This window comes from Alteromonas sp. I10, from assembly GCF_003201515.1.
Lineage (GTDB): Bacteria > Pseudomonadota > Gammaproteobacteria > Enterobacterales > Alteromonadaceae > Alteromonas > Alteromonas macleodii.
Genome location: NZ_QJJN01000006.1, coordinates 38,923 through 52,364 on the forward strand (window position 1 = coordinate 38,923; position 13,442 = coordinate 52,364).

The window sequence follows — 13,442 nt, forward strand, 5'->3', positions numbered from 1 at the left end:
ATCACACATCGTTGTGTAACTATTTATTTTTGCTGTTAAAAAAGTTCTACGTCACCTGCGTCCATTGACGTTGACGAAACAGGGTTGTGATCTGCTTGCCCTTTTTCCGTCAACGAAATCTGGTAGTTAGCTAGGTTGTCTTTCACTTTTGTCGCAGACTCAGGGCTTAGTTCTGAAAGCTGCAACACGATGAAATCAATAATCTCGCGGGTGTAGGTAAGGTTTTGACCGTTTATATCGCCAAATTGTAAGCCGCGAATAGCGGCAGCAGTTGAGTCTGCAAGTTGTTGGCGAATAGCTTCAAGCTCACTTGCGCCCTCTATGTCGGCTTCGGCTTTTTTGATAATGCCTTTTAGCTGCTCGCTAATGGCGTCTTTCGCGTTGACCACGTGAGAAATGTCCTGAGAAGCAACCACTTCTGCAGTTTCCGTTAGTTTATCGATGAGCGATTTGATGTTTTCTATTTGCGTTTTTATAACGTCGCTAAACTGTGTAGAGCGGGTAGATAGCGCACGGACCTCATCGGCAACAACAGCAAAACCGCGTCCTGCTTCACCAGCGCGCGCTGCTTCAATGGCAGCGTTTAGCGCCAAAAGATTGGTCTGCGAAGAAATATCATCAATACCACTTAACGCCTCAATGACAGTAGGCATGGCCTGCTGAATGGTTTGTACTTGGGTTTCTAACGCCCTTGTAGACTCGGTCATTTCAGTTGTTGAGGCGATAAATTGCGTTAGTGTGATGTCAGTATCAGAAGCAAATGTCCGCATTTTATCAGCATAGGCACAGTCGCTGTCGTCATCATCTGTCAGAAGATTATTGATGCTAGTTTCTTGTTGGCCTAGAAGGGTTTGTAGCGAAATAAACGAGTCGCTTAATGTGGCAACCGCGTCATTTTGTGTTGAGAATATGTCGGCCAGGTTTGATGAGGTGATCGTCAATATGCTGCTTGCTTCAGATACAGCAACACCCATAGAGTCATTGGCTAACGAGTTTGTGTTTGAATATGAAAAATCTTGTGATGGCCTGCTTGTGCTATTGGCTGCAGGGTCCTGATTACCCTTTGTCACTTTAAGAAGTACGAAAAGCAAAAATAAAACGCAAACAGAGCTGATAGCAAGCCCCAAGTGCGCTATCGAGGTGAAAGCCAGACTCCAACTCGCCAACATCATAAGAAACGCGATAATAAACGCGTTGCTCTTATTAGAGAAAAAGTTATCCAGATAATTTGCTGCAATGGCGACCACAATCCCACCTCAATTGTTACTACCGCGTTAACGGATGTACAAAACACAATCAAATTATGGTCAAGTTTCCAGCTTCAACAATTATACTTTTGAATATTTTTGTTAACTTATTACTTTAGTGACATTTGTGACACCCAATCATCAGCATTGCGCTAGACTAAAAAGCTTCAATAGTTCAGCACTGTGGGCATTGCATTAAGATTAAAGGCGCGAGCCCGCGCCCAATGCTTCAAGCGTATCTAGAATTGCATCTGAGATATCTTCTAACGGCTTGATAAAACTCGCGGCTTTCATTTCTACAGCCACTTTAGGCATACCGTAAACAACGCAGGTTTTTTCATCCTGACAAAACGTAACAGAGCCTTTTGTGTGCATACTCTTAAGGCCTTTTGCTCCATCCCGTCCCATGCCTGTAAGCAGCACACCCACCGCGTTTGCGCCAGCATGCTCAGCCAGCGAGTCAAACATCACATCAACGGAGGGCTTGTGTCCCGATACCTTGGGGCCATCATCAAGGGTTAAACGATAGTCAGCGCCGCTACGCTCTACTTTTAAATGTTTATTACCTGGTGCCAAGTACGCAAATCCAGGCAATAAACGCTCCCCTCCGTGCGCTTCTCTCACGGTTATTTCACAAAGGCTATCGAGCCGCTTGGCGTAGGTGGTTGTGAACCCTGGAGGCATGTGTTGGGAAATAATGGTGGCCGGTGCATTGCGGGGAAAATGCATAATAACGTCTTTTATTGCTTCGGTTCCCCCAGTTGATGCGCCTATACCAATTAACTTTTCGGTTCCTGTGTAGCGCATAGAAGCATGTTTTGTGCAGCGTGTTTGCGTAGGTTGGCCTAACCTCGAATGCGCTGCTGCTTTTATCTTTTCAACAATAACCGCCGCATATTCAGCCATACCTTGCGCTACGCCGAGCTTTGGCTTTGCCATAAAATCCACAGCGCCTAGTTCGAGCGCACGCAGTGTTGCGTCGGCACCTCTTTCAGTCAGCGTAGATATCATCACAACTGGGGTCGGCATCGCCTTCATCATTACTTCTAAAAAACGTAACCCGTCTACCTTCGGCATTTCAATGTCCAGAGTAATAACGTCAGGCCTGAACTCTTGCACCATTCGCTTCGCCGCATAAGCATCCGGCGCCGCACCCACAAGCGTTAAACCTGGATCACGGGTTACTATTTCTGAAAGAATTTGGCGGATTAACGCAGAGTCATCAACTACGAGGACTTTTATAGGCATGTGACTGTTCCGAAAATGAGATTACACCCGTCTTAGCTTGTTCAGAAAGTAGAACCCGGTGGGTAGATTCGCGCTCGTAGAGGGTAGCATTGTTAAACTCTCGAATACGCTTCATATAAACATTACCGTCGGCAGGAAAGTAATAAATTTTGCGAGCATAAGTGGACATTAAATCACTACTTATTAACGGTATGTTCGCGTCATCCAAATACTCCAAGACAAATTCAGCGTTTACTCGTCCAATGTCTTGCTGCACAAACCCAGGAAGCACCTTTCCTCCTCCGAATGCTTTGGCCATCAACTTATTTCGCCGTGCGCCAAGGTGTACAAGCTGATCGATCAACATGTTCATGGCGTGTACACCGTACTTTGTGGCAAGGCAAGCGTCGAGATTGGTGGTGAAGTTGAGGTCGGGCAACATAAAGTGATTCATACCGCCAATCTTCTTTTCTTGATCGAAAATACACGCTGCTACGCAAGAACCAAGAATGGTTACCAGCGCTTTGTCTGAAGCAGTGGCATAGTACTGACCCGGCAAAAGTTTAACGGCTTCTTTTTGAAGGCGGTTATCAAAGTATCTAATGGGATTTTCGTCCTGACTCATACTGCAAATTCCTTTTAAACGACTGGCCGATAAATGGTTTTCCCCATGGGAGCGACCAGTTCAGGATACATCGTGAAGTTCTCAGAGTGCCCTGCGACATACATCCCGTCATTGCACATCAATTTAACCATGCGCGCTAAAATTTTGCGCTGCGTTGGTCGATCGAAATAAATCATGACGTTACGGCAAAAAATCACGTCCACTGGCGCATCTACACACCAGTTTGGCGACATCAAATTTAGTGGTTCGAACTGCACCATTTTTCTCAGCTCATCCACTACTCTTACTCTTCCGGTTTGTGCGCCTTTTCCCCTATAGAAAAATTGCGTTTTATAATCGTAAGAGAGCTGGCTGATACTGTTTTGGGCATACACTCCTTCCCGAGCCTTTTGCAGTACTTTACTGTCGATATCAGTGGCAAGTATTTGTACATTGGGAGTAAAGGTGCCAAACACCGACGCTACTGTCATTGCAATACTATAAGGCTCTTCGCCAGTGCTGCTTGCGGCACACCAAATACGCTTGGTTTGAGGTCGCTTTGTCAGGTAATTGGCGAGTGCGTCAAAGTGATGTGGCTCTCTGAAAAAAGCCGTGAGGTTAGTAGTGAGCGCATTAATGAAGTGTTCCATTTCATCTTTACAGCTTCCTACATACGCTAAGTACTCTTTAAAGCTGTGTATCTCTAGTGCACGCAGCCGCCTGGCAAGGCGGCTGTATACCATCGCATCTTTTGAATCAGCTAAGTTAATTCCGGCTTGTTTGAACAGCAGGCTTTTAACCCGTTCAAAATCTCTTCGGCTATATGGAAATTCCCTTTGCGCATCCGTGCTTTGTAGAGCGGTCATACACTAAAACGCCTCCCAATCTGACGCATCTGGTTCCGCTGGGTTCAGCGCTTTCATTCGCTGCTTGGGCACTTCACGCTCTTTAGGTAATGCTTTGCTGCCGTTTAGCGACTGAATGTCAGCATTCTGAGTGGGCTTGCGACTACTTCCCACTTTGAACACAGACACCCGTTGGGCTAGTTCACCCGATTGCTGTCTCATACTGTCTGCAGCTGCTGCTGCTTGTTCAACTAACGCAGCATTTTGCTGAGTCATTTCGTCCATTTGAACCACCGCATTGCTCACTTCCTGTATTCCGGTGGCTTGCTCAGACGATGCCGCTGCAATTTCAGACATAATGTCGTTAACGCGTTTAATTGCAGTGACGATGTTGGCCATGGTTTCCCCAGACTTATTCACCAACACGTTGCCATCACCAATTTTATCGACCGACGCAGAAATTAGTGCCTTTATGTCTTTTGCCGCCTCGGCAGAGCGCTGCGCTAGCGTTCTCACCTCAGAGGCAACAACGGCAAACCCGCGACCTTGCTCGCCCGCTCTTGCAGCTTCAACTGCTGCGTTCAGTGCGAGTATGTTAGTTTGGAAAGCAATGCCATCAATAACGCCGATGATGTCAGATATACGCTGGGCAGAGTCGTTAATTTCACCCATGGTATGCACTACTTGTTCAATGACTTTTCCGCCCTCTGATGCTACTTCTGATGCCTGGCTTGCCAAGCCTTTTGCTTGATCGGCATTCTCTGCGTTCAGCTTCACTGTGCCCGTTAACTCTTCCATGGCTGACGCTGTTTCTTCTAAGCTAGACGCTTGCTGTTCGGTACGACTAGACAAATCGGCGTTGCCGGTGGCGATTTCATTTGAAGCCGTATCGATGGTTTCCACAGCGGTGTGAATTTTCACTATGGTGTCGCGCAGTTCACCAATAAAATGATTAATAGATTCGCCAAGCACCTTGAAGTCACCTTCTAATGGCTCTTCTATCGTTTTCAGTAAATCACCGTCTGTCAGACTTGCCATAATAGACTTAATACTTTCTACCGCTAAAGTTCTTCCTGTCACGTCCGTGGCATATTTCACGACTCTAAACGGTGTGCCGTTTTGGTCTAGGATTGGGTTGTAAGAGGCTTGAATGTAAACTGGTTTTCCTGACTTGTTGAAACGCTTGTATTCTCCGCTAGCGTAAACGCCTTGGCGCAATTGCTCCCAGAATGCTGCGTATTCAGGACTGTTTTTGAAAGCAGGGTCCACAAAAATACTGTGATGCTTTCCTTTCACTTCATCTAGGGTATATCCCATCGCGGCTAAGAAGTTGCTGTTTGCGTTTAAAATTACCCCCTCAAGGTCAAACTCAATGACAGCCTGTGACTTGCTAATGGCATTTAACTGACCTTCAAAGTAGGCGTTTTTCAACTTCTCTTCGGTAATGTTTGTCGCGTATTTGACCACCCTAAACGGGTTGCCATTCATGTCTTCTATAGGGTTGTAAGAAGCTTGGATCCAAACGGCTTTTCCTGCTTTGCTTACGCGCTTAAATTCTCCTGAGAAGAAATTACCTTCTTTAAGTTCAGACCAAAAACGCTGGTACGACTCTGACTGTCTGGTTTCTTCATCCACAAATAGTTGGTGATGTTTACCTTTGATTTCGTCTAGTCGGTAGCCCATGGTGTTGAGGAAGTTGTCGTTAGCAGTAATGATAGTGCCGTCGACATCAAACTCGATCACAGCCTGAGATTTACTGATAGCGTTAATTTGTCCTTCGAAATACGCATTTTTTAACTTGTCTTGCGTTACATCGGTGGCAAATTTAACGACTTTAAATGGCTTACCCGAGCTGTCGAAAATGGGGTTGTACGATGCGCGGATCCATATTTCCCTGCCACCTTTTGCAATGCGTTTATATTCACCCTCACTGTGCTCTCCGGCTTTTAAGCTTTGCCAAAAAGCAGCATATTCAGCGCTTAACTTATAGCTTGGGTCAACAAACATGCTGTGATGCTGCCCTTTAATTTCAGAAAGGCTGTAACCCATTGCGGCGAGGAAGTTTTCGTTGGCGTTAAGAATATTACCTTCTAGATCGAACTCAATAACGGCCTGTGATTTATTAATGGCCGTAATCTGCCCTTCGTAGTCAGCATTTTTTTGTTTTTGCTCTGTAATATCAGAGGCAAACTTGATGATGTAATCTACGTCACCGTTGTCATCAAATACTGGGTTGTAGGTCGCTTGGATCCACACCTCTTCGCCTTGCTTGTTAATTCTGCAAAACTCACCGCTGTGTACGTCGCCGCTTTTTAGCTTTTTCCAAAACTGCTGGTACTCTTCGCTTTGAGCATAATCACTGTCGACAAAAATGCGATGATGCTTTCCCACCACTTCACTTTCGCTATAGCCCATTGCGGATAAAAAGTTATCGTTGGCCGACAAGATTTCTCCGTCTGTCGTAAACGATATCACCGCCTGGCTTCGCATAATGGCATCGACCATACCTTTGTTGCGTTTATTTTCAGTGTTGTCCTGCCACTCGGTGACATAAAGCTGAGTGCCATTCTCGTCTATCGTTATTGTAGATGCACTTACACAAAAGCCGTGCTCAGCAAGAGAAACGAGGTGCTTATCGCCCGAAGTATGGGTAAGTAAATAGGACAGGTTTTCTGAAGCGCTTGCCCCATTTGCAATGTCGTCTATGTGCTTTCCTGATAGTGAAGACTCGCCATCGTGAACAGTAAAGTCCTTAGGGTAGGCCTTTGTCATTCGCAGGAATGCGGGAGTGTGGTAGTGAATAACCCCCGACTTGTCGATAACCAACAAGTTTGAGGCACTGGCCTTTAGAATATTCGACTTCAATAGCGAGTCGTGCTTCGCTATTTTTAACTCTTCGCCGTTCAGAAAATTAAATACGCCCATAACTAATATTTCCCAATGTCAGGTGTTTCCGTTTAGTGAAGGACCTTGTAACTACGCGTCGTCTTTTACGCTCTCAGGTGCGACTAAACCCAGCTCTTCGCTGGTTATTAAGCTTTCTATGTTCACCAGAATGACCATGTTTTCATCTACATCAGCTAAACCGTGTAGATACCTGCTGTCAAAAGCTACGCCAAACTCTGGTGGCGGAAGTACTTGTTCTTCAGACAAGCGAATAACATCGGATACACCATCTACCACGATGCCAACAATACGCTCTTGAATATTCAGCATTATCACTATTGTGAAGTCGTTATATGTGGCCTCGCCTACGTTAAACTTAATGCGCAAGTCCACGATAGGAACGATGTCACCACGCAAATTAATCACGCCTTTTATGAAGGCTGGCGCATTCGCAATCTTAGTGACTTGTTCGTATCCTCTAATTTCTTTTACTGTGGTGATGTCCAAGGCGTAATGCTCATCGCCAAGCACAAAGCTCAAGTATTCTTTGTCCTGTCCGCCGGTAACCGCTTGATGCAAGGCAGTTTCACTCATGAAAGTAACTCCTCTATTTGACTGGAGGTATACGTTGTAGCAATGGAGTCTGCATCGATAATAAGTGCGACTTTTCCGTCGCCCATAATGGTTGCCCCCGCTATTCCAGCCACCTTACGGTAGTGCTCTTCTAAGCTTTTAATCACCACCTGCTGCTGACCGACGAGTGCATCAACCAAAACACCAAAGCGTTTTTTACTGCTTTCAAGCAACACTACAATGCCTTCTGTGGGAGAAAGCGCGGCATCCTCTACTTCCATGAAGTCGTAGAGGGGCACCAAAGGCCAGTATTGATCTCGTATATGGAGAACGGTGTCGTTGCCCAAGGTCTTCAGCTGCTGCTTAGTAGGCTGGAAGGATTCAATAATATTTAAAAGTGGGATCACGAAGATTTGCTTACCCACCGACACACACATGCCATCAACTATGGCTAGCGTAAGCGGCAGGTGAATGAAAAACGCTGAACCTTCACCGGCGCTAGACTCGATATCGATACGACCGCCAATCGATTCGATATTGCGGCGCACCACATCCATACCTACCCCTCTTCCCGATACATCGGTAATGGCTTCGGCAGTTGAAAACCCAGGTTGGAATATAAGCTGCCATACTTCTGAATCAGGCATGTCATCAGATACGGTGAGCCCGTTACTTCGCGCTTTATCGAGAATTTTGTCGCGGTGAAGACCACCGCCATCATCAATAATACTGATAATGATGCTACCGCCTTTCTGCTCGGCACTTAGAATAACCGTGCCTTTTTCTGGCTTGCCAGCAGCGACGCGTTTGTCGGGCATTTCTATGCCGTGATCGATGCTGTTGCGAACGAGATGGGTAAGGGGGTCGACAATCTTTTCAATTAAACTTTTATCAATTTCCGTGCTGCCTCCCTGGAGTACCAGTTCTACCTGCTTACCTAACTTACCTGCCAAATCTCTTACTAAGCGCGGGAAACGATTAAAGGTTGCGGTTAGCGGGAGCATGCGCATAGACATCACTGATTCTTGAATTTCCCGGGTGTTTCGCTGCAGCTCATCAATAGCTAGCTGCAACCGTTCGCCAACCTGCCCTTCAACGTCTTGCCCTATCATAGACAGCATTGACTGGGTGATAACCAGCTCTCCGACTAAGTTAACCATGGCATCAATTTTAGTGGTGTCTACACGAATAGAGGCCGATTCACGGGCGGTGCTCTTTTTCGCTGGCGGTTTTGGTGGCGTTTTGGCTTGTGTTGTCGTGGGGGCAACGCCACTTGTTGGCGCTTTATCATTGTTAGATGTTGTTGCTGTATTTAATTGAGTACTCGCGCTTTGCGCGTTATTACTACTCGCAATTTCTGGGGAAGTATTGATATTGGTAGCTGACGGTGCGTCTTCGAAAAAACCGAAACCCTGCTCTACTTCAGCTGTTTCGGCTTTAGTCGTTTCAGTTTGTGCGTCGACGGTATTATTCGATATTTCATCATCGAAGAAGCCAAAGCCGTCATCGTCATTATTCTCACTTTTAGTGTTGTCGCCGTGAGAGAGCACTTCGTTAACTGGCTCGTCGTCGAAAAAACCAAAACTGTCGTCAGCGGCTTCAATAGCACTATTAGGCTCATCGTCAAAGAAACCAAAGCTGTCGTCCTGAGCGCTTTCGTTTTGCGCATTCACGCTTACTTCTGAAGAATCGTCACCATCGCCGGGGGCTGGGTCTGTATATTGACCGTTGATTACGCCATTTAGAATTTTAATGCGCTCGGCAATACTGTCTTCTGGTACGGGGGTCTCATCGCGGTAGGCGTTAAGCGTGTCTTTTAAAACATCGAGAGTTTCTAAAAGCACATTTACAATGTCAGCGGTAACACTAAGCTCATTGTTGCGGGCTTTATCTAACAAGTTTTCCATCACATGCGTTAAATTCATCAACGCATCAAAACCGAAAATACCGCTGCCACCTTTAATCGAATGGGCAGCGCGAAAAATGCTATTTAGCTCTTCAGGATCAGGGGATTCAACATCTAAACTCATCAATAGCTGTTCCATATCGTCGAGATGCTCATCGCTCTCGTCGAAAAACACGCCATGAAACTGTTCTATATCGATGCTCATTCCGAATCCTTCCAGATTTTAGGAGTGGGTGGGCGATTTAGCCCAGCACGCGCTTCGTTACATCAAGAAGCTTGTTTGGATCGAAAGGCTTTACCATCCAGCCTGTGGCGCCAGCGGCTTTACCTTTTGCTTTCATATCGTCGCCTGCTTCTGTAGTAAGCATAACAACAGGCGTTCTGCTGTAAGTCCCCAAACCGCGCAAATTTTTTATAAGCGTAAGGCCATCCATTCGTGGCATATTCTGATCGGTTAAAACAAAATTAAATTGCTGACTTTTGCATTTATCTAACGCATCTTGCCCGTCTTGGGCTGTCGTGACAGTATAGCCTGCGCCTTTGAGGGTCATCTCTACCATCTGACGAATAGATACTGAATCGTCTACAACTAAAATGTGTTTGCTCATATGCTCACTTCTCCAAAGTAGGTCATTACTGACTGTGCTTGCTGTTCCTTGCTTAGCTAGAACAATTCGACTTCCCCAGCGTCCATAGATGTTGCAGACACAGGGTTGTGGTCATTTTTCCCTTTCGCAGCGAGTCCTTTTTGGTACTCGTTTAATGCACTGACGAAACGCTCGATATTGTTGACATCTAACGTCGCCAACTGCTCTAAAATGAACTTGATCATATCTTGGGTATACTGAATGTGTTGGCCGTTGATATCGCCAAACTGCATACCCCGAATGGCCGCATTTATCGACTCGTCAAGCTGAGAGCCAATGTCTTCAATCTGTTTTGTGGTTACAAGGTCAGCCTCTGCTTTCTTGATAATCTCAGACAACTGCTCACTGATATGTGATTTAGCATTAACCACCTGAGAAATATCCTGCGACGCTACAAATTCAGCGGTGTCTGTGAGCTTATCTACCAGACTTCTTATGTTCTCGACCTGGGTTTTAATCACATCACTAAACTGAGTGGAGCGAGTTGAGAGCGCCCTGACTTCATCAGCAACAACAGCGAAGCCACGACCAGCCTCACCTGCTCGCGCCGCCTCTATAGCCGCATTCAAAGCAAGTAAATTAGTTTGTGCAGCGATGTCATCAATACCACTCAGTGCTTCAATTACCGTAGGCATGGCCTGTTGAATGGTTTGCACTTGCTCCATTAGGTGCTTTGTCGACGACGACATCTGTTCTGTAGATTCAATGAATTGCGTTAGTGTTCCATCGGTTTCGCGGGCGAAATTACGCATTCGGTCGGAGTAAGACTGCGTATGCGCTTCGTCCACACTTAACAGATCTTCAATACACTCAATTTGTTGAGAAACTAGTGATTTCAAACTGCTAAAGGCGTGAGACAAAGTTTCTACTGCGTCATCCTGCGTCGATTTGATGTCCGATAAATTGGCGTCACAAGTGCCAAGTGAAACACTTAACCCCTCACTGGCTTTTTCAATATCAGTATTTCTGCTTGTCGCCATATCCGCAGCACTATTCTCTGTCGGGTATATCTCGTCGCTTTCGCTGTTATTTTTTGAGTGAATAAGGGCACAAATCACCACTGCGCCGGTTAGCACAGCGAGAGCGGCTAACGCCGATACTGAAAAGTAGAGCACCCACGAAGCGATAACTCCAATACCTGAAATAGCAAATATGGTGTTTACTGCGCTCTGCTGATTTGAAGATGTGTTGTTAGCTGACAAAAAACTCTCCTTGAGAATTACGCGCGGCTTAGTTTCACCCTGAACATTCAACTGCCGGTTGCTTCTTTCAGACAAGGCAGTTGAACGAAGCAGCTAGCTTCCTATCATTATTAACAGTTCGAAGTTTCTCACTCCGCTTAAAATCACAGGTGTTAAGCCAAAAACTATCTCTTTAAAACACAGAGCAATGGCGCGTTACCTCTTTTAAAAAGTAACAACGTTATATTTCGCTGCGTTTTACATATGAAGTAAGCGTAGTACCCATTTTGAAAAGTAGGCAAGAACATGCATAAGTTTTTTATTAAAAAAGCGTTTTTTGGCTTTAACTGCGTCTAAAAAGCGCAAACTAGTTCTTATCAGGCTTGTTTTCAGAGTATTTGGCGTAATTCCACTATGCGACAAGTACGCGACTATGCAGGTTGCTCTTTCTGAAATCGAAACATTCATGTGCGACTATGGTGCACACCACTCCCTAGTAATTTATCCATACATGCCATTAATTATTTTTGATTTCGACAACTGCTTAGCTCCGGGCAATAGTGTAGGTGAAGACATATTGCTACCTCTATTCGATGTCATCGAGTCAGATAAAAGTAACGATTTAACTCCCTCTATGAGACAAGAAATGCGTCTGGATTTTTGGCGTAAACCTTTGGACTATATTGTTGAAAAATATAAGTTCTCTAAGCATTCAAAATCTGCGAGTTATGCGTACTTTTCGCAGTTGAGTATTGCCCACCCTATTGAAGGCTATGAAGACACTCATTTAGTTCATGCGTTTGAAGGGGTGAAGATACTTGTAACTTCTGGATTCCAAAAATTTCAACATTCGAAAATTCGCCAATTGGGCGTTGAAGGTGCTTTTGAAGACATTTACTACGATGACCCAGGTAACCCGCCTAGAAAAGGCAAAGCATTCTACTTCGACATCATAGCCAAAAAATACAATACAGCTCCGAGTGAGGTATGGGTTATTGGAGACAGTGAGGAGTCAGAAATTAGTGCGGGTAATAGTTTAGGTATGAAAACGGTTCAGATACTTCGACCGGGCGTTAAAAAGTCACCAAAGGCACAATTCCATGTGTCTTCGCTTCAAGAGTTTTTAAGTTTGGTACAGATGTCTTAGCGCTTGTGTGTTCGTCATCATCAATGACTTGAGGTGTTAATTGGCCTTTCAGCCCCGCTTCATGCTGCTTAATATTGGAAACTATCTGTTCATTTCGATTTCATCGATAAGCCCCACTAGGGGGCATAATCATGCCCGAATTCATCTATATCGTGAATCCATTTATTTGGAGCCGGTCAATTATGGATCCAAACTATCAGCATCAGGCAAAGGTGTGTATTTGTATCCAGTCAATACCCAAACTCCATTCATATATGTATAAGTCCACTCCCTGGTTCCATCAGCTCTAGTCTGCTTGACTGTTTGCTTATCACCTCCTTTCGGAGCTGGATCAGGATTTGGAACACTGTTAAAGGTTTCCAAAGAGCTTTCGGTTCCTTTATTAGACTTACCTACACCCGTACAGAAATGTTTCTTACTTATCAAAGTATAAGGTTCGTCAAGGGCAAACGTGTTAGTGCTAATTGCTTCATACATTGCATCAATCAGCCCAGAACTGAGAGTAGGGGTGCCTTTTTCCTCTATCACTTCAGTACTACAAACCGTTTTTGCTAAGGTAGAACCGGAAAATACAATAGATGAAACCACGAAGAATGTTACATAAGCACCTAATTTAAATACAATTGGCGACTTCACACGTACTCGATGGCTTTTATTCGAAAACAGAAAACTATGAATATACTTAAGCATCGTAATTAAACTCCCTTTTAATTTAAATTGTGAAAATCTATAACGAAAGTCTAGTCATAACTCATACAAGACTCCAAACGCAAGACGCAAGACACAAGACACAAGACACAAGACGCATTAAATCAAACCTCGACGATTAAGTGCATCAAGTTACTTAGATTAAAAGTCAATAAGTGCACCACTCGCTAAATTAAGTACCCTTTCGTATGTATTAACGCAGAATTTGGCATAACTGGATGGTTAAAGCACTAGAGAAATAACTTTTATCAGAATAGTTTTTGGAAAAACCGGATTTAATTGAAAGCTCGGGGCTGGTTGGCCGAAATCAAAAAAGCCCTGCACTTTCATGCAGGGCTTTCTGAATAATGGTGCCTCGACCCGGGATTGCAACGCGCGGCGCAGCCGCAGGGGCACGTTAGCGTGTGCCTGTGTTTTTCAACCGCCGAGATCAAAAAAGCCCTGCATTTTCATGCAGGGCTTTCTGAATAA

At 45.0% G+C, this 13,442-nt stretch carries 11 protein-coding genes; 1 reads left to right on the top strand and 10 read right to left on the bottom strand.

Annotated elements, in window-relative coordinates:
* Positions 1–35 precede the first annotated feature (35 nt).
* The 9 genes from BZA03_RS12595 to BZA03_RS12635 all read right to left on the bottom strand — a co-directional run bounded on the left by BZA03_RS12595 (position 36) and on the right by BZA03_RS12635 (position 10,915).
* Positions 36–1,247, bottom strand: coding sequence for a methyl-accepting chemotaxis protein (locus BZA03_RS12595; RefSeq protein ID WP_110288971.1), 1,212 nt, complete (start codon positions 1,245–1,247; stop codon positions 36–38).
* A 201-nt stretch (positions 1,248–1,448) separates the two neighbouring features.
* Entirely contained in the window at positions 1,449–2,495 is a 1,047-nt protein-coding gene (locus tag BZA03_RS12600) for a chemotaxis response regulator protein-glutamate methylesterase (protein ID WP_014947939.1), read from the bottom strand.
* Complete coding sequence (cheD, locus tag BZA03_RS12605; protein WP_014947938.1) at positions 2,470–3,099, bottom strand: chemoreceptor glutamine deamidase CheD; 630 nt, start codon at positions 3,097–3,099, stop codon at positions 2,470–2,472. Before cheD ends, BZA03_RS12600 begins: the two co-directional genes overlap by 26 nt.
* A 14-nt stretch (positions 3,100–3,113) precedes the next feature.
* Entirely contained in the window at positions 3,114–3,944 is an 831-nt protein-coding gene (locus BZA03_RS12610) for a CheR family methyltransferase (RefSeq protein WP_014947937.1), read from the bottom strand.
* Between the two features lie 3 nt (positions 3,945–3,947).
* Positions 3,948–6,848 carry a methyl-accepting chemotaxis protein gene (locus BZA03_RS20665; RefSeq protein WP_110288972.1) on the bottom strand — a complete coding sequence of 967 codons (2,901 nt, stop codon included), beginning with the start codon at positions 6,846–6,848 and terminating at the stop codon, positions 3,948–3,950.
* 51 nt (positions 6,849–6,899) lie between these two features.
* On the bottom strand, positions 6,900–7,403 hold the full coding sequence (locus BZA03_RS12620; RefSeq protein ID WP_014947935.1) for a chemotaxis protein CheW: 504 nt from the start codon (positions 7,401–7,403) through the stop codon (positions 6,900–6,902).
* Positions 7,400–9,493: a chemotaxis protein CheA gene (locus tag BZA03_RS12625; protein ID WP_110288973.1), complete on the bottom strand. Its 2,094-nt coding sequence runs from the start codon at positions 9,491–9,493 to the stop codon at positions 7,400–7,402. The genes BZA03_RS12620 and BZA03_RS12625 overlap by 4 nt, the downstream gene beginning before the upstream one ends.
* 37 nt (positions 9,494–9,530) lie before the next feature.
* Entirely contained in the window at positions 9,531–9,896 is a 366-nt protein-coding gene (locus tag BZA03_RS12630) for a response regulator (protein WP_014947933.1), read from the bottom strand.
* Between the two features lie 56 nt (positions 9,897–9,952).
* Entirely contained in the window at positions 9,953–10,915 is a 963-nt protein-coding gene (locus BZA03_RS12635; protein ID WP_375342586.1) for a methyl-accepting chemotaxis protein, read from the bottom strand.
* 538 nt (positions 10,916–11,453) lie between these two features.
* On the opposite strand from BZA03_RS12635, the gene BZA03_RS12640 reads away from it, so the two are divergent.
* Positions 11,454–12,263 (top strand): HAD family hydrolase, encoded by an 810-nt coding sequence (locus tag BZA03_RS12640; protein ID WP_014975408.1) that lies wholly within the window; start codon positions 11,454–11,456, stop codon positions 12,261–12,263.
* Positions 12,264–12,443: 180 nt separating this feature from the next.
* On the opposite strand, the gene BZA03_RS12645 is transcribed toward BZA03_RS12640, so the two are convergent.
* Entirely contained in the window at positions 12,444–12,899 is a 456-nt protein-coding gene (locus tag BZA03_RS12645; protein ID WP_232362794.1) for a hypothetical protein, read from the bottom strand.
* Between the last annotated feature and the right edge of the window lie 543 nt (positions 12,900–13,442).

Coding starts and splice junctions, on each gene's coding strand:
- BZA03_RS12600 (WP_014947939.1), bottom strand. CDS start 2,495: ATGCCTATAAAAGTCCTCGTAGTTGATGACTCTGCGTTAATCCGCCAA.
- cheD (WP_014947938.1), bottom strand. CDS start 3,099: ATGAGTCAGGACGAAAATCCCATTAGATACTTTGATAACCGCCTTCAA.
- BZA03_RS12610 (WP_014947937.1), bottom strand. CDS start 3,944: ATGACCGCTCTACAAAGCACGGATGCGCAAAGGGAATTTCCATATAGC.
- BZA03_RS20665 (WP_110288972.1), bottom strand. CDS start 6,848: ATGGGCGTATTTAATTTTCTGAACGGCGAAGAGTTAAAAATAGCGAAG.
- BZA03_RS12620 (WP_014947935.1), bottom strand. CDS start 7,403: ATGAGTGAAACTGCCTTGCATCAAGCGGTTACCGGCGGACAGGACAAA.
- BZA03_RS12625 (WP_110288973.1), bottom strand. CDS start 9,493: ATGAGCATCGATATAGAACAGTTTCATGGCGTGTTTTTCGACGAGAGC.
- BZA03_RS12630 (WP_014947933.1), bottom strand. CDS start 9,896: ATGAGCAAACACATTTTAGTTGTAGACGATTCAGTATCTATTCGTCAG.
- BZA03_RS12635 (WP_375342586.1), bottom strand. CDS start 10,915: ATGGCGACAAGCAGAAATACTGATATTGAAAAAGCCAGTGAGGGGTTA.